Source organism: Lysobacter sp. 1R34A (genome assembly GCF_051217035.1).
In the GTDB taxonomy this organism is placed as follows: domain Bacteria; phylum Pseudomonadota; class Gammaproteobacteria; order Xanthomonadales; family Xanthomonadaceae; genus Lysobacter.
Map to the genome: position 1 here is coordinate 16,959 of NZ_JBPKJP010000017.1, position 21,947 is coordinate 38,905.

Here is a 21,947-nt window from a genome sequence, read left to right on the forward strand (position 1 = left end):
AGCCACGGCCACTGGCCATCCGCACCCCGGATCGACGATCCTGCGCAGCGACCCCACATGGACGGCCCACCGCCCATGCCCGCCCGCCGCGAGCCCAGCGATGGCTTCGCGCGAGCCTTCACACCGATGACCCCGTCCGCATGACTGCCGCTTCCACCGTTACGACCGCCATGGCTTCGACCGAAGTGCCCTTGCGCCGGCGCGTCGCCATGGTCCTGGCGACCATGACCATCGCCACCGTGTTCTACCTCGCCATCAACACCTATCCGTTGCGCGAGCCGCGGCTGTTGCCGCTGACCTTCGTCGACGACTGGATCGGCTGGCAGGCCTGGACCATCTGGCCGTACTGGCTGCTGCTGTTCACCGGCCCGGCGTTGTTGCTGTCCATCCGCGAACGCGGCCTGCTGTTCGCGACCCTGCGCGCGTATGCGATCGCGATGTCGCTCAACGCGGCGATCTGGCTGGCCTGGCCGACCCGAATGCTGCGTGCGGGCCTGCCGGACGGGATGGACCCCTTCACCGCATTCGCCTGGCATTGCCTGTACGCGCTGGACGACGTCAACAACTGTTTCCCGTCCGGGCACATCACCATTCCGGCGGTGGTCGCGGTCGGCGCCGGCCTGCAGTACCCGCGGGCGCGGCCGTGGATCTGGCTCGTGTTGATCGCACTCGCGCCGAGCGTCATCAGCACCGGCCAGCACTACGCCTGGGACATCGCCGGCGGCCTGGTCACCGCGGCCATCGGTCTCTTGCTCGCCCGGGTTCCCCTGTGGCGCCCTGGCAGTGCGCCTGCGCTGCAACCGCTGTAGTTCCGCACCGCTTCTTTCCCGAGCCATCGAGGACGCGCCATGCCCGAGCCCCAACCCAAGCCCGGCCTGATCTCGCGCGGCGCGGTCGGATTCTGGTTCCTCGGCCTAGGCGTGCTCGGCCTGGTGCGCTCGCTGATGCGCGCCTACCGCAGCGGTGTGTTCGAGCCCGATGCGATCACCCTGTTGTGGTTGATAGGTTCGATCCTGCTGACCGCGATGGGCGCGCTGCGGGTCTGGCGGGCGTGGCGCGAAGGCAGCCTGCCTCGCGATTGACCGGCACGGCCGGACACGCCGGACAGCCGATCAAACCGATCAAGCCGATCGGCCGATCAGGCCGGGCGAGCGAGCATCAACCAGCGCGCACGCTGAAATCGACGCCAGCAAGTGCACGCGGCGGCGACGTCATACCACTCGCCGCCACGCAAGGCTGCCGCCGCAGCGCCGGCGTTCATCCTCGCCGCCCTCCGACGCCCCGCGGCTTTGCGAAAACGCCCCGACAGGCGCAAGCTGTAAGGCCTTCACGCGTCGTCGTCACGCGAACCGTCTACGCTTCCCTTTATGTCCGCACGCACCGTTTCCGAATTCACCCTCGACCCGATCGACAGCGAACGCCTGGCGAACCTGAGTGGGCCGTTCAACGGCCATCTGCGCATGATCGAACTGCGCTTGGGCGTCGAGATCGCCAACCGCGGCAACGTGTTCCGCATCGACGGACCGGCCGCCGCAGTCGGCCAGACCGAACGATTGCTGCGCTCGCTGTGGAAGGACTCCGCCGAGGAGACCCTCGACGAGGCCGCGATTCATCTGGCCCTGACCGAGACCGGCGCCGATCAGGTCGTCGCCGACGACATCGAGCCGCAGGAAGTCGCGATCCGGGTCAAGCGCGGCACCATCCGCGGCCGCGGCGCCAACCAGGCCAAGTACCTGCACGCGATCGCCACCCACGACATCAACTTCGGCATCGGCCCGGCCGGCACCGGCAAGACTTTTCTCGCCGTCGCCAGCGCGGTCGAGGCGCTCAACGAGACGCGGGTGCAGCGCCTGATCCTGGTGCGCCCGGCGGTCGAGGCCGGCGAAAAGCTCGGCTTCCTGCCCGGCGATCTCACCCAGAAGGTCGATCCCTATCTGCGCCCGCTGTACGACGCCTTGTACGAAATGCTCGGCGTCGAAAAAGTGGTCAAGCTGCTGGAACGCAACGTGATCGAAATCGCGCCGCTGGCGTATATGCGCGGCCGCACCCTCAACGACGCCTATGTGATCCTCGACGAGGCCCAGAACACCACCATCGAACAGATGAAGATGTTCCTGACCCGCATCGGCTACGGCAGCACCGCGGTGGTCACCGGCGACCTGACCCAGATCGATCTGCCCAAGCACCAGAAGTCGGGGCTGCGCGACGCGCTCGACGTGTTGCGCAACGTCAACGGCATCAGCTTCACCTTCTTCGAAGCCAAGGACGTGGTCCGCCACCCCCTGGTCTCGCGCATCGTCAGCGCGTACGAGGCGCGCGACGCCAAGGACGCGCAGACCGGCCCGGGCGTCTGAGGCCGCGCGTCTGCGGTCGCAGGATCGCGCTATCGCAGGGCGGCGCTTCGCCCTGCCGTATCGACCGGCACCGCGAAGCGCAGGCCGCACACCACGAACCGCCGAACAGTGAACCGCCGCGATGACCAAAGGTCCGATCCGTCTCGATGTCTCGATCAACTACGGCGTGCCGCGCAAGGGCCTGCCGGCGGCGAACAGCTTCCGTAAGTGGGTCGCCGCGGCGCTGGAAGGACGCATCCGCGAGGCCGACCTGGCGATCCGGGTGGTCGACAACAAGGAAGGCCGCTCGCTCAACCGCCATTACCGCGGCCGCGACTACGCCACCAACGTGCTCAGTTTCCCGGCCGACATGCCCGAGGGCCTGCCCGAAGGCGTGCGCCTGCCGCTGCTCGGCGACCTGGTGATCTGCGCACCGGTGGTCGCGCGCGAGGCCCGCGAACAGAAAAAGGCGCTCAACGATCACTACGCCCACCTGACCGTGCACGGCACCCTGCACTTGCTGGGCTGGGATCACGAAGACGAACGCGAAGCCGAGTGCATGGAACAACTCGAACGCGAAATCCTCGCCAGCCTCGGCATCGCCGACCCCTATATCGAAGATTGAGGCGGCGGGCTGCCCGGCGCCGGGGCCTCGATGCGGCCTCGGGCTTAGCGCTGCGTCCGTATCGCCATAGTCCTTAGGCCGCTGTCGGCGGATTCCGACAAAGCGCCGGCGACATCGCATCCGCGCGAGTCGGCGCCGCGCAAGGCCGCGGAGGCCCGCTCGGCCTCGCGCTCGGCCTGCCGATTCGCCCGATCCGCGTCCTGTCTGGCCGGTCGCTCCCTGACTCGCCCATCGACGAATTCCCACGGCGAGGTGGGCGCATTTCCTATGCCCCGCCCCCGCGCCCCAGCCCAGACTGCACCCATCGCAGGAAGGAGCCTGGTATGCGTCGGATGAAAGGAATCTCGTTGCTGGAAGTAGTGGCCGCCCTGGCCATCGTGTTCTTGTTGATCGGCGTGGCGATGCCGGCCTTGTTCAACGCGGTGGCGCGGGTGCGCATCGGCCACACCCGCATGGCCCTGGTCGACAGTTTCCTGGTCGCCAACCGCCTCGCGGTGGCGGCCGGCAGCGCCACCGTGATGTGCCCGGCGCCGGCCCAGGGCGGTTGCAGCGGCAGCCCCGACTGGAGCCGCGGTTGGCTGGTGTTCGCCGATGTCGACGGCGACCGCAGGTTCAGCGCCCGCGACACCCTGGTCCAGCGCCGGTCGGCACTCGGCGGCGACATCCGCCTGCACAGCACCCTGGGCCGCACCCGCATCGTGTTCCAGCCCGACGGCGACATCGCCGGCACCAACCTGACCTTCACCCTGTGCTCGGCGCATGCCGACCCCGCCGGCACGGTCGTGCTGTCGAACGCCGGCCGCTTCCACCTGGGCCAGGCGTCCACCGATCAGATCCGCCGTTGCCGCGACGGTTGACGCCTGGGCCAGTCGGCGAGGCGCTGTTCGGGCCGGACGGCGGCCGGCCGCGCGAGCGCTCGCAGCGGCCTTCGGCCTGTTGCAGGAAGCTTGCAAAGCGCGACCGGCGACCCGCTCCAGGGGGCCGAAACCCGCCTTGACCGCCCCGTGCCGACCTTCCGGGTTAGACTTGCGCCACAGCCCTCCCCCCGAGGGCCACAGTTCAAGAGTTCAATGTCCGAGGACGACAGTAGTAGCACCCACGCGCCGGAAATCCCCGAGAAACGGCGTTCCTGGCTCGACCGCATCAGTTCCGCGCTGTCGGGCGAACCCAGTTCCCGCGAAGATCTGGTCGAGTTGCTGCGCGATGCGCAATCCGACGGCCTGATCGCCGCCGACACCCTACGCATGATGGAGGGCGCCATCGCGGTCTCCGACCTCACCGTCGGCGACGTGATGATCCCGCGCTCGCAGATGATCGCGCTGCCGGCCGAGGCGAAGTTCCTCGACCTGATGAAGATGGTGGTCGAGTCCGGCCATTCGCGCTTCCCGGTGCACGGCGAGGACAAGGACGAGATCCTCGGCATCCTGCTGGCAAAGGACCTGTTGCGCGGCGTCGTCGCCGACAACGGCCCCGGCACGATCCACGAACTGCTGCGCCCGGCGGTGTTGATTCCCGAGTCCAAGCGCCTGGACGTGCTGCTGCGCGAGTTCCGCCAGTCGCGCAACCACATGGCCATCGTGATCGACGAGCACGGCGGCGTCGCCGGCCTGCTGACCATCGAGGACGTGCTGGAGCAGATCGTCGGCGAGATCGACGACGAGCACGACGATGCCGAAGACCCGAACGCGTTGATCGCGGCCCAGGCGGACGGCCAGTACGTGGTCGATGCCCTCACCCCGATCGACGATTTCAACGAGCGCTTCGGCGCCGATTTCGACGACGACGAGTACGACACCATCGGCGGCCTGGTCACCGCGGCGATCGGGCACCTGCCCGAGGCCGGCGAGGAACTGACCCTCGACCGCTTCGTGTTCCGGGTGGCCAGCGCCGATGCGCGGCGCGTACACGCCTTCCACGTCGGCGTGCTCGGCAGCCTGTAATCGGCTGAGCGGGCACGCCACGAGCCTGTGTGCCACGCCCCCAGTTCTTCGGGGCGAGCTGCGCGCGCCGCCACGGTCCCGTCCCGGTCCACCACGATCCCGATCCGCTGCGCCTCCGGCACCGCGGCCGGCAGGCGCGGCCGGCGGAGCGGAGATCCAGGCTGCAGAGCCTTTCCCGGTGATCTCTGGGTTCCCGCCTTCGCGGGAACGACGATAGATAGGCGCTGCCCCCTCGGCCCGGTACCGGTCTGCGGCCGCGATTGGGCATGGCTCGATACTCCCGCGAGAACCCGGCGAGAACCCGCAGGCCTGGCTGTTTACAATGGCGGCCATTCGCCACGCCGGATCTTGTCGCCTGTGACCTCCACTCTCCGATTCGTCCGGTCGTCCGCCTTCGCCGTCCTGATCCTGCTGCACAACCTCGCCTTCGCCGCACCGACCGGCACGCCGGCGCCCGCCTCGACGCCCGCCGACGCGCCCGAAACCCGTACCGCCACGCCGCGCGTCGGCATGGTCACGATGCAGCCCGGCGAGGAGTTCTGGTCGCGTTTCGGCCACGATGCCCTGGTCGTGCTCGACCCGGCCAGCGGCCGCGCGATTTCGTACAACTTCGGCTACTTCGACCCGACCGAGTCGGATTTCGTCCCGCGCTTCATCCGCAACGACATGCGTTATCGCCTGTTGGCCCTGCCGTTCGACGACGACATGGCGCAGTACGCGCAGGAAGGCCGCGGCGTGTCGGTGCAGTGGCTGAACCTGACTCCGAAGCAGGCGCGCGAGCTGGCCGAGGCGCTGCGCGTCAATGCCCTGCCCGAGAACGCCTACTACCGTTACCAGTACTTCGACGACAACTGCGCCACGCGCGTGCGCGACGCCATCGACAAGGTGCTCGGCGGCGAACTGCGCCGCCAGACCGAAGGCCGGTCGCACGGCAGCAGCTTCCGCAGCGAGGCGCTGCGCCTGTCGGCGCCGGAACCGTGGATGTGGCTGTTGCTCGACGTGATGATGGGCCCGGAAACCGACAAGCCGGTGCCGGTTTGGGCCGAGTCCTATGTTCCGAGCCGGCTCGCGGCGGCCTTGCGCGAGGTCAAGAACCCGCAGGGCCAGCCGCTGGTCCAGGAAGAACGGCCGTTGTTGCCGCACAAGATCTCGCCCGAGCCCAAGGACCGGCCGCTGCCGTGGTGGCCCTGGGCGCTGGCCGGCGTGGCGATCGCCGCGGCACTGGCATGGATCGGCGATCGCAGCCCGCGCGTGCTCGCGGTCGCTGCGCTGCCGCTGTGGGCGGTGCTGGGCCTGGTCGGCGCGGTCCTGCTCTACGCCTGGGTCGGCACCGGCCACAATTACATCTGGGCCAACCGCAACCTGCTGCTGTTCAACCCGCTGTGCCTGCTGTTGTGGCTGGGCGGCTGGCGCGCGCTGCGCGGCCGCGAAACCGGCCCGGTGTTCGTCTGGCTGACCGGCCTGGTCGCGCTGTGCGCGCTGGCGGCCTTGTTCCTGTACTGGTTGCCGGTGTATCCGCAGCGCAACGCGCACTGGATCGCGCTGTGGCTGCCGATCCAGGCCGGGCTGTGGGCCGGCTTCCGCAAAGCCGCCCGACTGCGCCTGGCATGACGGCTTGCCGCAGCGGTCGCGCGCGGGCAGGATTCGGGCCATGAGCGATTCCCCCCTGCCCCAATGCGTCATCAACTGCGCGGCCTACAGCCGCGACGGCACCCGCCGCGACATCGGCCTGGATGCGATCAGCGACGTGCTCGCCGTCGACGACGGCAGCTTCGTCTGGGTCGGTCTGTACGAGCCCGACGAAGGCATCCTCGACAAGCTGCAGGAAGAGTTCTGCCTTCACGACCTCGCCGTCGAGGACGCCCATAACGCGCATCAGCGGCCGAAGATCGAGTCCTACGGCAACTCGCTGTTCATCGCCATCCACACCGCGCAGAAGATTGACAACCGCATCCGCTTCGGCGAGACGCACATGTTCGTCGGCCCGCGTTACCTGGTAACGGTGCGCCACGGCGCCTCGATCAGCTACAAGGGCGCGCGCGCCCGCATCGAGCGCGAACCGGACCTGCTGGAACACGGCCCCGGCGCGGCGCTGTACGCGGTGTTCGACAGCGTGGTCGATAACTTCATGCCGATCGTCGAAGGCTTCACTCAGGAGCTCAACGAGCTCGAGAAGGACATCTTCGCCGAGGATTTCCGCAAGGAAACCGTGCAGGAACTGTACGACCTCAAGCGCGAACTGACCCGCCTGCGCATGGCGGTTTCGCCCTTGCAGGACATCCTCGGCCAGCTCGCGCGCTCGCGCGGCGGCCTGATCGACGAAGAGATCCAGCTGTACTTCCGCGACGTGCTCGACCATGCCGTGCGCATCAACGAAACCACCGACACCTTGCGCGAAATGCTGACCGCCGCAGTCAGCGTCAATCTCTCCCTGGTGACCGTGCGCCAGGGCGAAGTAGTCAAACGCCTCGGCGCCTGGGCCGCCCTGCTCGCCGCCCCGACCCTGATCGCGAGCTGGTACGGCATGAACTTCGTGCACATGCCCGAATTGCCGGGCCAATGGAGCTACGCGATCCTGATCGGCTCGGTCATCGCGATCTGCGTGGTGCTGTACATCGGCTTCAAGCGGGCGAAGTGGTTGTAGGGGCGACAAGAGCAAATCCCCCTGCCCGCCTTTGTCAAAGGGGGAACAGCAAAGGCCACGGCGTCGAGCTATGTCGGCTCTGGCGAACACGGCATCGATATCGGGTCGACACCGACAGAGGCGGTCGCGCATCAAGCGGCTCACCGCGCCGGTCATCGACAACCGACCATCGACAACTCGCCCCTTCGACGAAGGGGCCGGCGCCTGCGCCACCCGGAGGTCTGACTACACCGGCTGCGCCGGGAGATTTGCTTCACGCCGCACCAAGATCGCCGAACTCGCGCCTCCACGCCGGCGCTAGCCGAACGCCCCGAACCGCGTCCCTCGGCAATCCGGTCTGCGCTCCTAAGACCAAAGTATCAGCCGCTATTGCGGCACTGCGCATTGACCCGCGCGGACCCAGGGGCGACGCTGCCTGAGTTCAATCTGGGAGGGTCGTCATGAAAGGTGGTTTCGGCAAACTGGGCTGGGCGGCCCTCGCGGTTTTAGGGGCGTTCTGCCTCGGCACGATCGCGCTGCGGCGCGGCGAACACATCAACGCGTTGTGGATCGTGGTCGCGGCGGTATCGATCTACCTCGTCGCATATCGCTACTACTCCCTGTTCATCGCCGAAAAGGTGATGCGGCTCGACCCGACCCGGGCCACGCCCGCGGTCATCCACAACGACGGGCTCGACTACGTCCCGACCAACAAACACGTGCTGTTCGGCCACCACTTCGCCGCCATCGCCGGCGCCGGCCCGCTGGTCGGCCCGGTGCTCGCCGCACAGATGGGCTATCTGCCCGGCCTGCTGTGGCTGATCGTCGGCGTGGTACTGGCCGGTGCGGTCCAGGACTTCATGGTCCTGTTCGTTTCCAGCCGCCGCAACGGCCGTTCGCTCGGCGACCTCGTACGCGAGGAGATGGGCCGCATCCCCGGCACCATCGCCCTGTTCGGCGCCTTCCTGATCATGATCATCATCCTCGCGGTGCTGGCGATGATCGTGGTCAAGGCGCTCGCCGAAAGCCCCTGGGGCATGTTCACGGTCATCGCGACCCTTCCGATCGCGGTGATGATGGGCTTGTACATGCGTTACATCCGCCCGGGCAAGATCGGCGAAATCTCCGTGGTCGGCCTGATCCTGCTGCTCGCGGCGATCTGGTACGGCGGCAAGGTCGCCGCCGACCCGGTGTGGGGCCCGGCCTTCACCTTCACCGGCACCCAGATCACCTGGATGCTGATCGGCTACGGTTTCGTCGCCGCGGTGTTGCCGGTGTGGCTGGTGCTGGCGCCGCGCGACTATCTGTCCACCTTCCTCAAGATCGGCACCATCATCGCGCTGGCGATCGGCATCGTCATCGTCATGCCCGACCTGCGCATGCCGGCGCTGACCCAGTTCACCGACGGCACCGGCCCGGTCTGGAAAGGCGGGTTGTTCCCGTTCCTGTTCATCACCATCGCCTGCGGCGCGGTGTCGGGCTTCCACGCGCTGATCTCCTCGGGCACCACGCCCAAGCTGCTCGCCAATGAATCGCATATGCGCTACATCGGCTACGGCGGCATGCTGATGGAATCCTTCGTCGCGATCATGGCCCTGGTCGCCGCTTCGGTGATCGAGCCGGGCGTTTACTTCGCGATGAACAGCCCCGCCGCCCTGGTCGGCAGCGACGTGCACGCGGTGTCGGCGACGATTTCGAGCTGGGGCTTCTCGGTCTCCCCGGAGATGCTGCAGACCACTGCGAAAGACATCGGCGAGAACAGCATCCTCGCCCGCGCGGGCGGCGCGCCGACGCTCGCGGTCGGCATCGCCCAGATCCTGCACAACGTGTTGCCGGGCGAGAACACGATGGCGTTCTGGTATCACTTCGCAATCCTGTTCGAGGCCTTGTTCATCCTCACCGCGGTCGATGCCGGCACTCGCGCCGGGCGCTTCATGCTGCAGGACCTGCTCGGCAGCTTCGTGCCCGCGCTGCGCCGCACCGAGGCCTGGGGCCCGAACCTGCTCGCGACCGGCGGCTGCGTCGCCTTGTGGGGCTACTTCCTCTACCAGGGGGTTGTCGACCCGCTCGGCGGCATCAACACCTTATGGCCGCTGTTCGGCATCGCCAACCAGATGCTCGCCGGCATCGCGCTGATGCTGTGCACGGTGGTCCTGTTCAAGATGAAGCGCGACCGCTACGCCTGGGTGACGATCGTGCCGACCCTGTGGCTGCTGATCTGCACCAGCGCGGCCGGCCTGATCAAGATCTTCAGCGACAACCCCGCAGTCGGCTTCCTCGCCCAGGCGCACAAGTACCAGGCCGCGATCGCCAAGGGCGAAGTGGTCGCACCGGCGAAGAGCATCGAGCAGATGCAGCAAATCATGCTCAACAGCTACGTCAACACGGTGCTGACCGGCTTGTTCCTGTTCGTGGTGTTCAGCGTGCTGGTGTACTCGGTGCGCGCGATCGCCAAGGCCCGCGCCAATCCCGAGCGCAGCGACCGCGAATCCCCATACGTGGCCTTGAAGCCGCACGAAATGGCGAACGTGTGATGGGCACCGCGCTCGTACCCGCCAGCCAGTACCAGCTCTACAAGCGCACCTGGCATCGCCTGGTGCAGACCGCGCGGCTTTGCTGCGGGGTACCGGACTACGACAACTACGTCCGCCATCTGATGGAGAAACACCCCGAGCGGCCGATTCCCGACTACGCGACCTTCTTCCGCGAGCGCCAGCAGGCGCGATACGGGGGTGGGCGGTTCGGGTGTTGTTGATTCGGGTCCGTCGGGACGAAAGGCCGCCTTCGGGCCGCCTTTTTATTGGTGGCTCGCCGGTTGGCGCCGTACGCCTTCGGGAATGGCTTGGCCGTCGCCTTGTCGGTCAGAAGCTGCCCCGTAGAACGGTTGGGCCTATCCCTGTAGGAGCGACGTGAGTCGCGACACGGGACGCGCAGCGATAACGAAGCCATTGTCGCTCGGCGAGGCGGCGTGCTTTCGCCAGGGTAGGAGCGGCGCAAGCCGCGGCATCGCTGCGGCGGACTTGCGGCGCGCGGCTCAAGGAGATTCGGATTTGATCTGAATCAGATCAAGATCAAGATCAAGATCAAGTGCAAAGCTTCCGCCACTAAAGCGGCGGGTTACTTTCTTTTGTCTAAAACAACAAAAGAAAGGTAACCAAAGAAAAGTGCTTTATTTTGAATCAAGGGCCCGCGCGATCGTCGCATATGCGGTGATTTTTCATACGGGACATCCCTGTCCCGATGAAAAACGGCCCGCATCCCTGCGGGCCGCCCTTTGGATCTTCTTCGGCCTTCGCGAGTGCGAGGCGGCGCACAGCGAAAGCGAAAGCTGCAATGCTGAACAGGAGCGCGGCGCTCACCTTCCCCTGTAGGAGCGGCATGAGCCGCGACCGCGCGACGCGCGGAAACAACAACGCCGATGCCATTCATCAAAGCGGCGCGCTTTCGCCGTGGTAGGAGCGGCGCAAGCCGCGACATCGCGGCGACGGCCTCGCGGCGCCTCAATCCGAAAAATGCAGATCAAGATCAAACCCAAAGCTTCCGCCACTAAAGCGGCGGGTTACTTTCTTTTGTCTAAAACAACAAAAGAAAGGCAACCAAAGAAAAGTGCTTTATTTTGAATCAAGGGCCCGCGCGATCGTCGCATACGCGGTGATTTTTCATACGGGACATCCCTGTCCCGATGAAAAACGGCGCGCATCCTTGCGCGCCGCCCTCCGGGTCTTCGATTGCCTTCGCTAGCGCGAAGCTACGCACAGCCACAGCCAGAGCCACAGCAACAACAGCAACGCCAACGCCAACGCCAACGGCAAAATATCGCCGGCATTGCGGCCCCTCGCCTCAGGCCGGCGTCGCACCCGCCAGGGATCGCAGGGTCACGCCGACGATGTAGGCCAATCCGGTACCGGTCGCGTAGCCCAGGGTGCCCAGCAGGGCGCCGACCGGCGCCAGCGAGGGATGGAAGGCCGAGGCGACGACCGGCGCCGACGCCGGGCCGCCGATGTTGCTTTGCGAGCCGATCGCGAAATAGAAGAACGGCACGCGCAGCAGGCGCCCCACCGTCCACAGCAGGGCGATATGGATCGAGATCCAGATCAGACCCAGGGCGAACAGCCAGGGCCGGTCGAGCAGCGCCAGGATGTCCATCTGCAGGCCGATGCAGGCGATCAGGAAGTACAGCAGCAAGCTGCCGATCTTCGAGGCGCCGGCGCCTTCGAGCGTGCGCGCGCGGGTGAAGCTCAAGGCCAGGCCGGCGAAGGTCGAAATCGCCACCACCCAGAAGAAGGGCTCGTGCAGGCTGACCGTCTTGGCCCAGGACACGTTGGCGGCGAACCAGCCCGACAGCGGTGTGGCGATGGCGTGCGCGAGCCCGACCACGCCGAAGGCGATGCCGACGATCATCGCCAGGTCGCTCAGGCTGGCGACGCGTTGGTGCTGGGCCTGGAAGTGTTCGATGCGCTGCTTGAGTTCCTCGATGCCGCGGGTGTCGGCGCCGCTGCGGGCATCGATGGCCTGGGCGCGGCTGGCGAGGAAGATCAGCACCGCCATCCAGACGTAGCCCACGCCGACGTCGACCACCGCGAATTGGCCGAAGGTGGTCGCGTCGACCTGGAAGATCTCCTTCATCGCCAGCATGTTGGCGCCGCCGCCGATCCAGCTGCCGGCCAGCGCGGCCATGCCGCCCCAGGTGTCGCCGGCCACGGTTTCCGGGTGCACCGCACGCATCAGCACGAAGGCGGCGATCGCGCCGGTCATCACGCTGAGCGACGAGACCGCGTACATCACCAACAGTTTAGGACCGAGCTTCAAGACGCCCTTGAGGTCGATGGTCAACGTCAGCAGCACCAAGGCCGCAGGCAACAGCACGCGGCTGGCGACCGGGTTATAGAGCTTGGTGTTCGCGCCATCGACCAGGCCGATGGTGTTGTAGATCCCGGGGATGAAGTAGCACAGCAGCAAGGCCGGCACGTAGGTGTAGAACTTCTTCCACAGCCCGGTTTCGCGCGATGAGGTCCAGAACACCAGCCCAAGCGTCGCCGCGATCAGGCCGAGGACGACGATGTCGTTGCTGATGAGCGCCGTACGGGCGGTTTCTGGCATGCCGGTGTTCCCCAGGAGATGAGCGCTGATGCGTCTGTGTTTTACTTCGGATGTCCGGGGCGGACAAGGGCCGGTAGTGCGGGGCCCGGTTTCGGATGGCTGCGTCCGTGGTCGGCTTGCGTTGTGGGGAGCACGAAGCGCTTACGGAGGGACTCCGCACTGGAGATCTGCTTGGCTGTCGGAAAGGCACCCCCCAGCCCCCTTTCAAAGGGCGAACAACACCGGCGGAACGGCGGTTGCTCGTGGCTGGTCACCGAGCCGATACCGGCAGGACCTCTTACTGAGCCAGTATCGGCAGACTTCAACGGATCGGTCCGCAGAACAGCACTCCCTTCGACAAAGGTCTGCCGCTGCGATGCACGGAGTCTGGCGCTGAATAGGCGCGCGCGAGATTTGCCTTCGCTGCAGGAAAGGGCGACAGCGCGCCTCTCAAAAGCGGAGGCCGATCCGTGTGCACTGGCAGCGCGCGGCGGCCTGCAGACCGCCGCGCTTGGGGTTCATTCGCCGATGTGCTGCTTCAGCCAGCCGTTGACGGTGTCGTGCCACTGCACGCTGTTCTGCGGCTTCAGCACCCAGTGGTTCTCGTTCGGGAAATACAGGAACTTCGACTCGATGCCCTGGCGCTGCAGCGCGGTGAACACGCCGATGCCCTGCTCGACCGGGATGCGGTAGTCGAGCTGGCCGTGGATCACCAGCATCGGCACCTTCCAGTCCTTCACGTGGTTGACCGGGTTGAACTTCTCGTAGTTCTTCGGCACGTCATAGGGAGTGCCGCCCTGCTCCCATTCGGTGAACCACAGCTCTTCGGTGGCGTAACCCATCATGCGCTGGTCGAACACGCCGTCATGGCTGACGAGGCACTTCCACGGCTGCTGCCAGTTGCCGGCGATCCAGTTGACCATGAAGCCGCCGTACGAGGCGCCGAGCGCACAGGCCTTGTCGCCGTTGAGGAAGCCGTACTTCTTCTGCGCCGCCGCCCAACCCTTCTGCAGGTCCTCGAGCGGGCGGTCGCCCCAATGCTCGCTGATCGCGTCGGTGAAGGCCTGGCCGTAACCGGTCGAGCCGTGGAAATCGATCATCACCACCGCATAGCCCTGGCCCGCGTAAGTCTGCGGGTTCCAGCGATAGCTCCAGCCGTCGCCGAAGCTGCCTTGCGGGCCGCCGTGGATCAGGAACGCGACCGGATACTTCTGGCCTTCCTGGTAGTTCCAGGGCTTGACCACGTAGCCGTGCACGGTGTCGCCGTTCCAGCCCTTGAAGTCGAATTGTTCGTATTCGCCGAACCGCACGCCCGGCAGGCGTTCGCTGGCGCTCGGGGTGATCGCGCGCTGCGGCGCGCCATCGAGGCCGCCGACGAAGATCTGATCGCCGCTCTTGAGGCTGTTGCGGGTGAAGGCGAAGGTCTTGCCGGCGAGCTGCGGCGAACCGAGGCTGCCGTCGCCGATCAAGCGGGTCGCCTTGCCGCTGGCGATGTCGACACCGAACAAGGGCAACTGGCCGACATCCTGGGCCAGGGTATAGATGGTCTTGCCGTCGGCCGACAGCACGATGTTCTCGGCCGAGCGGTCCCAGTCCGGCGCGATCTCGCGGGCCTTGCCGCTGGCCAGGTCGAGCGCGAACAAGCCGAAGCGGTCGGCTTCGAAGCCCGGTCGCTTCATCGCCCGGTAGTACAGGGTCTTGCCGTCGGCGGCGAACACCGCGCCGGTGTCCCAGGCCGGATTCGACGCGGTCAGGTTCCTGGCCGCGCCGCTGCCGTCGGCGGCGGCGAGGTAAAGATCGAAATTGGTCGACCAGGGCTCCTTGGCGTCGGCCTTGCGCGCGCTGAACACCAGCGACTCGCCGTCGGGCGACCAGGTGTATTCGCTGCTGTCGCCGAACGGACGCGAGGGCACGTCGCCGATCACGTCGGCGCCGACCAGCTTGGCGGTGGCGACGGTCTTGCCGGCCGCCGGCAGCTCGGCCACGAACAGGCGGTTGAGGCGGCCGTCGTTCCAGGCGTCCCAGTGACGGATGAACATGCGGTCGAAGACCATGCCGCTGGCCTTGTTCTTCTCGGCCGCGTCGAGCTTCTTCTTGGTGCAGGCCAGATCGGCCGCGCACTCGGCATAGGTTTCGGCGTTGAAGGCCACGCGCTTGCCGTCGGGCGAAACCTGGTAACCGCCGACGTCGCCGTCGAATGCGGTCAGTTGCCGGGGGGCGCCGCGGCCGGCCGAGTCGATCGCATACAACTGGCTGCTGCCGTTCTTGGCGCTCAGGAAATACACCAGCTTGCCGTCCGGCGAGAACGACGGCGAGTTGACGTTCCAGCCTTCCGGGGTCAGCCGCTTCGGCGGCGCCGCGTCGCGCGCGAACAGGTCTTCGACCCACAGCGAGGTCGAGGACTTGTTGGCGGCGAAGTCGACGCTGCGCTGGGCGAACACCAGCAGACGGCCGTCGCTCGACAGGGTCGGCGAGGACACCCGGTCCATCGTCGCCAGGTCGCGGGCTTCCAGGCCGCGCGGCAGCGGCGGCGTGAGCGAGAAAGCCGGCGCGGATGCGCAGGCCAACAGCAGGGCCATCGGCAGGAGGGCGTGGCGTGGCGTCATGGCGGAACCTCTGGTGTTGTCGTAGCGGCCGTTCGAGCGCAGGCGCGCCGATCGGCGGAATGGATCGGACGGGGTTCAAAACGCCATGGCCCGGCGTCGCGCCGGGCCATGGCGTGGCTCAGGCTTGCGGGACCGGTGCGTTGCGGCTGCTGCGGTAGAACAGCCACACCACCACCGCCAGCACCAGCAGGCCGATGCCGGCGCCGAAATGGAAGCGTTCCGGCAGGGCCAGCACGTCGGCGCGCTTGCTGATCACGATGGGGAATGCGATCGCGATGCCCATCAGCGCCTCGCCGGTGATCAGGCCGGCGGCGAACAAAGTGCCCGGACGGTGCACGCGGTCGACCTCGGCTTCGTCGCTGTTCGCGGTCAGGCCGCGGCGACGGCCGACGATGTGCGAGAGCAGGCCGCCGAGGAAGATCGGCACCATCAGTTCCAGCGGCAGGTAGATGCCGATCGCCGCGGCCAGCACCGGCACGCGGAACTTGGCCTTGCGCGACTTCAGCCATTCGTCGAAGGCGATGATGACCGCGCCGATGGCGGCGCCGATGCCGATCATCGTCCACGGCAGTTCGCCGCCGAACATGCCCTTGGCGACCGAGGCCATCAAGGTCGCCTGCGGCGCCGCCAGCGAGTTGGGATGCTCCGGGGTCGGCGCGCCGATGCCGTAGGCCGCGGCGAGCAGGTTCAGCACCGGCGCCATGATCAGCGCGCACGAGAACGTGCCGATGCCGAGCATCAGCTGCTGCTTCCACGGCGTTGCGCCGACGATGTAGCCGGCCTTGAGATCCTGCAGGTTGTCGCCGCCGACCGCCGCGGCGCAGCACACGACCGCGCCGATCATGATCGCGGCGACGGCGCCGATCGGCGAGTCGCGGCCGAGCATCAGCACCAGCACCGCCGAGGCGAACAGGATGGTCGAGATGGTGATGCCCGAGACCGGGTTGTTGGACGAGCCGATCAGACCGGCCAGGTAGGCCGACACCGACACGAACAGGAAGCCGGCGACGATCATGATGATGGTCATCGGCACGCTGACGAACCAGTTGCCGACGATGGCTTGGTACAGCAGCAGCAGCGGCATCACGAACGCGACCAGGGCGATCAGCATCCACTTCATCGGCAGATCGCGGTCGGTCTCGGCGACCACGCCGCCGCTGCCCTTGCGCGCCGCAGCCAGGCCGCTCTTGACGCCCGACATCAGCGACTTACGCAGGGAGAACAGGGTCCACACGCCGCCGATCAGCATGGTGCCGACGCCGAGGTAGCGGACCTTGGCCGACCAGATGGCGCGGCCGACCTGCTCGGCGCTGCCGTCGGCGATGCGCGCGGCCAGCTCCGGGTCGGAGCCCAGGAAGAACATGTGGTAGATCGGAATGGCGAACTGCCACGACAGGATGCTGCCGGAGACCACCACGATGCCGACGTTGAGGCCGACGATGTAGCCCACGCCGAGCAGCGCCGGCGACAGGTTGGTGCCCATGAAACCCAGGTACTTGCCCATCCAGCCCGAGACGATGGCGTTGTCCGGGATCAGGCGCATGCCGCTCTCGGCGGCGACCTTGACCAGCGCACCGATGCCGCCGGCCAGGGCCAGGATCTTCAGGCCCGGGCCCGGGTTCTCGCCGGCCTTGAGCACTTCGGCTGCGGCCTTGCCTTCCGGGAACGGCAGCGGGTCCTCGACGATCATCGAACGGCGCAGCGGCACCGAGAACAGGACGCCGAGCAGGCCGCCGAGGCCGGCGATGGCCAGCACCCAGGAATAACGGAAGTCCTGCCAGTAGCCCAGGATCACCAGCGCCGGGATCGTGAAGATCACGCCGGCGGCGATCGAGGAACCGGCCGAGGCGCCGGTCTGGACGATGTTGTTTTCCAGGATCGTGCCGCCGCCGAGCAGGCGCAGCACGCCCATCGAGATGACGGCGGCCGGGATCGCGGTGGCGATGGTCAGGCCGGCGAACAGGCCCAGGTAGGCATTGGCTGCTGCCAGGATCACCGCCAGGAAGACGGATAGCAGGACGGCTCGGAAGGTCAATTGGGGCGTAGCGGACGAGGCCATCGGCGTCTCCATCGCGGGTGATCGTTCAAGTGCGGCAGCGTATGTGCGGAGCCGGCCACCGGGGACCGGGCGCCACGCAATCCGCCGATGATCGCATCCGCCGCCGGCCGCTGTAAAAGTGCAGTGCGGCAAAAAGCGGGATTGGGCAAAAGCGGCGGGCGGCGGGATTTTCCCGGGTTCCGCAGGGAAAGCACCTTGCCGGGCTGGGGACAGGCAGGTCGGCGCGGACTGGGACCGTCCCGGCCCTGTCGGCCTTGCACTGCCTGCGGCCGCCGCAAGTGGAAAGGGAGAAGGACGGACTGCATCGAAGCAAGCCCCTCTCGCGGGAGCGGTTGGGCGGCAGGGCCGGACCAGGGCATCGCGCGCATCGAGTCTCCTCGCCGCAGTCCGCTCGCGCCCGCCCCGGGGGCCTCGGCCGGCCGGCCCGCCCTATACTCCCGCCTCCCGGCCCGCTCCCGGACCGAAGGGAATCCGCTCGTGCCCGCAAGCAGCATTTCGAACCCGGCGTCGCTGGCGGCGCGCAACAACGACTTCCTCGGCCATCCCAAAGGCCTGTACGTCTGCTTTTTCACCGAAATGTGGGAGCGCTTCTCCTTCTACGGGATGAAGGCGCTGCTGTTGCTGTATCTGCTCAAGTACCACCTGTTCGGCGACGATGCCGGTTACGACCTGATCGGCGCCTATGGCGGACTGGTGTACGCGGTACCGGTGATCGGCGGCCTGCTCGCCGACCGCTACCTCGGCATGCGCAAGGCGGTGGTGCTCGGCGGCGTACTGCTGGTGCTCGGCCACCTCGGCATGGCCTACGAGGGCCACGCCGCGAGGGTGGTGAATGGCGCCGTAGTGCGCGACGAAGCCGCCCTGCAGGTGTTTTATCTGTCGCTGGCCCTGATCATCAGCGGCGTCGGCTTTCTCAAGCCGAACATCTCGACCATCGTCGGCAAGCTCTACGAGCAGAACGACCCGCGCCGCGATTCCGGCTTCACCCTGTTCTATGCCGGCATCAACGTCGGCGCGCTGTTCTCGGCGCTGATCTGCGCCTTTCTCGGCGAGACCTACGGCTGGAAATACGGCTTCGGCGCGGCCGGCATCGGCATGGTCGCCGGTTTGCTGATGTTCCTGTGGGGCCAGCGCTATCTGCGCGGTCATGCCGAACCGAGCGACCCGGCGCGCCTGCGCGAAAAAGTCGGTGCGTTCTCGCGCGAAACCTGGATCTATCTAGGCACCGCGCTCGGCGTGCTGGCGATGTGGGGCACGATCCAGGTCGCCTCGAAGATCACCGTGACCCTCGGCGCCCTCAGCTTCACCGCCGCGCTGGCGATCATGCTGGCGACCCTGCTGGTGTTCCTGGTCTGGTTCTTCGGCTTCATCGCCCGCCAGTGCAGCGCGGTCGAACGCCAGCAGATGCTGGCCCTGGTGGTGCTGATCTTCGCGGTGCTGATCTTCTTCACCCTGTACGAGCAGACCTACGGCTCCTGGGTGACCTTCAACGACCGCCTGATGACCAAGGACATGTTCGGCCTCGCCGTCGGCGGTTATGCGCCGACCCTGCCGTGGTCGGCGTTCTCGATGGCGCTGAGCCCGCCGTTGATGGTCGCCGCACTGATGGCCAGCGACCGCGGCCGCGACGGAACGGCAAAGTTGCTGATCGGCCTGCTCGCGCTCGGCCTGGCGCTGGCGACCGCGCACGATGTCGTGCTGGTGCCGCAGACCGCCGGCTCGCTGACCTATCTCGGGGCGTTCTTCATCGTCGTGCTGGCGCCGCTGTTCTCCTGGCTGTGGCCGTGGCTGGCGCGACGCGGCCTGCACCCGAGCAAGCCGGTGACGATGGCGCTGGGCCTGGTCTTCGCCGGGCTGTCGTTCCTGCCGTTGATGGCCGCTGCGGAAGTGTCGGGCGGCGGCGAGATGGCCAGCGTGTGGTACCTGGTCGCGGCGTATTTCATCCTCGAGATCGGCGAGATGTGCCTGTCGCCGATCGGCCTGTCGGCGGTGACCCAGCTCTCGGTCGCGCGCGTGGTCGGGCTGATGATGGGCGCGTTCTGGCTCGCCACCGCGTTCTCGGAAGTGCTGGCGGCGCAGTTCGCCAAGATCGCCTCGGTCGATATCCCGGAAGGCGGCGCGATCGACATGGCCTCGGCCTCGGCCAATTACGCGGAACTGTTCTCGATGCTGATGTGGCTAGGCATCGGCTCGGGCGTGCTGTTCCTGCTGCTGTCGCCGCTGCTGCGGCGCTGGATGCACGGGGTGAAGTGAGGGGGGCCGGGGTCTGGAGGCGAGGAGCGAGTAAAGAGGAGTGAGCAAAGAGTAGAGCGGTACGCGAAGACACTCGTTACTCACTTCTCACTCCTCCATGCTCACTTCTCGCTCCTCCATACTTTCCTATCTCTTACTTCGCCGCGGCCGGCGCCGCCGCCTTCGGCGCCGCGGCGACCCGTCCGCCGAGCGACTTCGACAGGAACGCCAGCAAGCGGGTGTAGTACTCGCGCTGGTGTTCTTCGCGGTAGAAGCCATGGCCCTCGGTCTTGTAGTACAGCGTCTCGACCGGCACGCCGGCCTGGCGCAGGGCCCTCTCCATCTTTTCGCTGTGCGCGATCGGCGCGCGCTGGTCTTCGCCGCCGGCGGCCAGGAATACCGGCACCTTGATCCGGTCGGCCAGGCGCGTCGGCGATACCTTGTCGAGCGCTTCCGGCGAGCCGAGCCAGTTGCGCAGATAGGCCTCGCCGGAGCCGCGGCGCTGGATGTCGCCGGTGGTGTGCATCATCGGCAGGTCGTACACGCCGACATAGCCGGCCGCGCAGCGATACAGCGCCGGCTCCTTGGCCACGCCCATCAGCGAGGCGTAGGCGCCGTAGCTCGCGCCGTACAGGCAGATGCGCGAAGGATCGGCGATGCCCTGTTCGATCGCCCAACGCGTCGCATCGGTGACATCGTCCTGCATCTTTCCGCCCCACTCGCGCATGCCGGCCTGGAGGAAGGCGCGGCCGTAACCGCCGGAGCCGCGGTAGTTCAGTTGCAGCACCGCGTAGCCGGCGTCGGCGAGCAGTTGCGCGTCGTCGTCGAAACGCCAGGTGTCCTGGACGCCGAACGGGCCGCCGTGCGGCATGACCACCAGCGGCATCGACTTGCCGCTGCTGTCCTTCGGCGTGGTCAGCAGGCCCGACAAGGCCAGGCCGTCGCGCGCGCGCAGGTTGACCGCGCGCATCGGCGCGCGCTGCGCAGGGTCGAACCAGGAGCGGCGGCTCAGCACGTGCGAGGCGTGCTTGTTGGCCCGGTCGAACAGGAACAGGTCGCCGGGACTGCGCTCGTTCCAGACCTGCACCAGCGCCAGTTGGCCGTCGGCGCTCTGCGAGGTGATGCGCACCGCGTCGCCCGGAAACGCCGCTTCCAGGCTGCGGTACTGGCGCGCTTCCGGCGAGGCGTTGTCGAAGAACACCGTGCGCGGCTTGCCGTCGGCGAAGAACACGCCGACCGGGATGCGGGTGTTGTTGCGATAGATGATGCGTTCCGGATCGGCGGTCTTGTCGCGCAGGACTTCCTTGCGGGTCCGCGTGGCGAGGTCGAAGGCGACGATCGCATCCGGCCCCTGCTTCTGTTCGCTTTCGAAGTAGGCCACCGCATTGTCGGCGGAGAAGCCGATGGGACGGTCCATGACCTCGTCCTGCGCGTCGGAGCCGAGCAAGGTCCACTCGCTCTTCTCGTCGGCCCGGTAGAACAGCTTGCGCCGCAGATCGGTGCCGTAGCCGAGCGCGAAGCGGACCACGCCGGCGTTGTCGGTCATGTAACGGGCGTTGCGCACCGGCGCGATCGCGAGCCGGTTGCGCTGGCCGGTGATCGTGTCGAGGCGCTCGGCGCGGGTGTAGGCGTCGGCGCTGAACTGCTGCACCGAAATCACCACGCCCTTGTCGTCGGCCGGCAGATCGTCGACCAGGAAGCCGGCGACGTCCTCGACCTTCTTGGGCTGGATGCGCGTGCCGGCGCCGCGGCTTTGCACGCGGTAGCCGATCAGCACGTCGGCGCCGGTGCCGTTGGCGTTGATCGCGAACAGCTCGCCGGTCGAGATCGGTTCGTCGCGCGAGCCGAGCTTCTGGGCCATGCCGATCAGCACGCGGGTCGGGCTCACCCACCAGAAGTCGTCGACGTGATTGTTCTTGCCGACCCGGAATACGCCGGTGCGCTTCATATCGGCGCGACTGAAGATCACCAGCGCGGTCTCGTCCTCCATCGGCACCGAGGCGGCGTAGAACTCGCCGGTCGGCGACAGTTTGACGTCGGTAAAAGTGTCCGGCTTGACGAAGGCTTCCACGTCCACCGTCGCAGCGGCGGCGTTTGCGTTCGCCTCGGTGTCCGCGGCGCCCGCGACCGGCGCAGCCGCCAGCCCCGCCAGCAACAACGCGCTTGCCCAATGCTTCATTGCGATCCCCTGTAGTCCATGAGTGGTTCCGTCCAGACGGCCCCGTCAGAACCGACGGCATCCGCCGCCGGCCGGCGCGGACTGCCGTCGTGGAGAAACGCTCGCAAGCCGCGCACTCCTACGCCTTCGCAAGCCGGCTCCCACCGGCTTGCCGGGCTGCCCCGCCCGATCCCGCCCCACCCCCGCGGCGACGCGTCGGCCCGTCGCGTCCGCGACGCAGCGATCATAGAAGGCCGACGGCGCTCACACAATTGGGCCGCGGTAGTGTGCC

The 21,947-nt window shown here is 67.2% G+C and carries 15 protein-coding genes; 11 read left to right on the forward strand and 4 right to left on the reverse strand.

The genetic code is table 11. The features are described 5' to 3' along the window. Positions 1 to 170 precede the first annotated feature (170 nt). The 10 genes from ACSAMQ_RS07020 to ACSAMQ_RS07065 all read left to right on the forward strand — a co-directional run bounded on the left by ACSAMQ_RS07020 (position 171) and on the right by ACSAMQ_RS07065 (position 10,276). Positions 171 to 809, forward strand: coding sequence for a phosphatase PAP2 family protein (locus ACSAMQ_RS07020; protein WP_435394976.1), 639 nt, complete (start codon positions 171 to 173; stop codon positions 807 to 809). A gap of 39 nt (positions 810 to 848) precedes the next feature. Next, positions 849 to 1,082, forward strand: coding sequence for a hypothetical protein (locus ACSAMQ_RS07025; protein ID WP_435394977.1), 234 nt, complete (start codon positions 849 to 851; stop codon positions 1,080 to 1,082). Positions 1,083 to 1,367: 285 nt separating this feature from the next. Beyond that, positions 1,368 to 2,354, forward strand: a complete 987-nt coding sequence (locus tag ACSAMQ_RS07030) for a PhoH family protein (protein WP_435394978.1) — start codon at positions 1,368 to 1,370, stop codon at positions 2,352 to 2,354. Between the two features lie 121 nt (positions 2,355 to 2,475). Continuing rightward, positions 2,476 to 2,958, forward strand: a complete 483-nt coding sequence (ybeY, locus tag ACSAMQ_RS07035) for an rRNA maturation RNase YbeY (RefSeq protein ID WP_031374017.1) — start codon at positions 2,476 to 2,478, stop codon at positions 2,956 to 2,958. 323 nt (positions 2,959 to 3,281) lie between these two features. Continuing rightward, on the forward strand, positions 3,282 to 3,815 hold the full coding sequence (locus ACSAMQ_RS07040) for a GspH/FimT family pseudopilin (protein WP_435394979.1): 534 nt from the start codon (positions 3,282 to 3,284) through the stop codon (positions 3,813 to 3,815). Between the two features lie 213 nt (positions 3,816 to 4,028). Continuing rightward, positions 4,029 to 4,898 carry an HlyC/CorC family transporter gene (locus ACSAMQ_RS07045; RefSeq protein ID WP_435394980.1) on the forward strand — a complete coding sequence of 290 codons (870 nt, stop codon included), beginning with the start codon at positions 4,029 to 4,031 and terminating at the stop codon, positions 4,896 to 4,898. A 357-nt stretch (positions 4,899 to 5,255) separates the two neighbouring features. After that, positions 5,256 to 6,509 carry a DUF4105 domain-containing protein gene (locus ACSAMQ_RS07050; protein WP_435394981.1) on the forward strand — a complete coding sequence of 418 codons (1,254 nt, stop codon included), beginning with the start codon at positions 5,256 to 5,258 and terminating at the stop codon, positions 6,507 to 6,509. 40 nt (positions 6,510 to 6,549) lie between these two features. Next, complete coding sequence (gene corA, locus ACSAMQ_RS07055) at positions 6,550 to 7,542, forward strand: magnesium/cobalt transporter CorA (RefSeq protein ID WP_435394982.1); 993 nt, start codon at positions 6,550 to 6,552, stop codon at positions 7,540 to 7,542. 440 nt (positions 7,543 to 7,982) lie between these two features. Further along, on the forward strand, positions 7,983 to 10,055 hold the full coding sequence (locus ACSAMQ_RS07060; RefSeq protein ID WP_435394983.1) for a carbon starvation CstA family protein: 2,073 nt from the start codon (positions 7,983 to 7,985) through the stop codon (positions 10,053 to 10,055). Next, a complete protein-coding gene (locus ACSAMQ_RS07065) occupies positions 10,055 to 10,276 on the forward strand; it encodes a YbdD/YjiX family protein (RefSeq protein WP_031374011.1) in 222 nt (73 codons plus the stop codon). Before ACSAMQ_RS07060 ends, ACSAMQ_RS07065 begins: the two co-directional genes overlap by 1 nt. 1,085 nt (positions 10,277 to 11,361) lie before the next feature. Here the strand turns inward: ACSAMQ_RS07065 and ACSAMQ_RS07070 are convergent. From ACSAMQ_RS07070 to ACSAMQ_RS07080, 3 genes are all read right to left on the reverse strand, one after another. Further along, complete coding sequence (locus ACSAMQ_RS07070; protein ID WP_435394984.1) at positions 11,362 to 12,621, reverse strand: DUF819 domain-containing protein; 1,260 nt, start codon at positions 12,619 to 12,621, stop codon at positions 11,362 to 11,364. Between the two features lie 497 nt (positions 12,622 to 13,118). After that, the gene (locus tag ACSAMQ_RS07075) at positions 13,119 to 15,206 is read right to left on the reverse strand and encodes a prolyl oligopeptidase family serine peptidase (protein ID WP_435394985.1); all 2,088 of its coding nucleotides are present in this window, start codon (positions 15,204 to 15,206) and stop codon (positions 13,119 to 13,121) included. Positions 15,207 to 15,324: 118 nt separating this feature from the next. Further along, entirely contained in the window at positions 15,325 to 17,265 is a 1,941-nt protein-coding gene (locus ACSAMQ_RS07080; protein ID WP_435394986.1) for an OPT family oligopeptide transporter, read from the reverse strand. Between the two features lie 477 nt (positions 17,266 to 17,742). Between ACSAMQ_RS07080 and ACSAMQ_RS07085 the strand changes: the two genes are divergently transcribed. Continuing rightward, positions 17,743 to 19,518, forward strand: a complete 1,776-nt coding sequence (locus ACSAMQ_RS07085) for a peptide MFS transporter (RefSeq protein WP_435394987.1) — start codon at positions 17,743 to 17,745, stop codon at positions 19,516 to 19,518. A 133-nt stretch (positions 19,519 to 19,651) separates the two neighbouring features. Here the strand turns inward: ACSAMQ_RS07085 and ACSAMQ_RS07090 are convergent, their stop codons facing one another. After that, positions 19,652 to 21,676 (reverse strand): alpha/beta hydrolase family protein, encoded by a 2,025-nt coding sequence (locus ACSAMQ_RS07090; RefSeq protein ID WP_435394988.1) that lies wholly within the window; start codon positions 21,674 to 21,676, stop codon positions 19,652 to 19,654. Positions 21,677 to 21,947: the final 271 nt, after the last annotated feature.

Coding starts and splice junctions, on each gene's coding strand:
- ACSAMQ_RS07075 (WP_435394985.1), bottom strand. CDS start 15,206: ATGACGCCACGCCACGCCCTCCTGCCGATGGCCCTGCTGTTGGCCTGC.
- ACSAMQ_RS07025 (WP_435394977.1), top strand. CDS start 849: ATGCCCGAGCCCCAACCCAAGCCCGGCCTGATCTCGCGCGGCGCGGTC.
- ACSAMQ_RS07040 (WP_435394979.1), top strand. CDS start 3,282: ATGCGTCGGATGAAAGGAATCTCGTTGCTGGAAGTAGTGGCCGCCCTG.
- ACSAMQ_RS07020 (WP_435394976.1), top strand. CDS start 171: ATGGCTTCGACCGAAGTGCCCTTGCGCCGGCGCGTCGCCATGGTCCTG.
- ACSAMQ_RS07090 (WP_435394988.1), bottom strand. CDS start 21,676: ATGAAGCATTGGGCAAGCGCGTTGTTGCTGGCGGGGCTGGCGGCTGCG.
- ACSAMQ_RS07045 (WP_435394980.1), top strand. CDS start 4,029: ATGTCCGAGGACGACAGTAGTAGCACCCACGCGCCGGAAATCCCCGAG.
- ACSAMQ_RS07070 (WP_435394984.1), bottom strand. CDS start 12,621: ATGCCAGAAACCGCCCGTACGGCGCTCATCAGCAACGACATCGTCGTC.
- ybeY (WP_031374017.1), top strand. CDS start 2,476: ATGACCAAAGGTCCGATCCGTCTCGATGTCTCGATCAACTACGGCGTG.
- ACSAMQ_RS07065 (WP_031374011.1), top strand. CDS start 10,055: ATGGGCACCGCGCTCGTACCCGCCAGCCAGTACCAGCTCTACAAGCGC.
- corA (WP_435394982.1), top strand. CDS start 6,550: ATGAGCGATTCCCCCCTGCCCCAATGCGTCATCAACTGCGCGGCCTAC.
- ACSAMQ_RS07080 (WP_435394986.1), bottom strand. CDS start 17,265: ATGGCCTCGTCCGCTACGCCCCAATTGACCTTCCGAGCCGTCCTGCTA.
- ACSAMQ_RS07030 (WP_435394978.1), top strand. CDS start 1,368: ATGTCCGCACGCACCGTTTCCGAATTCACCCTCGACCCGATCGACAGC.
- ACSAMQ_RS07060 (WP_435394983.1), top strand. CDS start 7,983: ATGAAAGGTGGTTTCGGCAAACTGGGCTGGGCGGCCCTCGCGGTTTTA.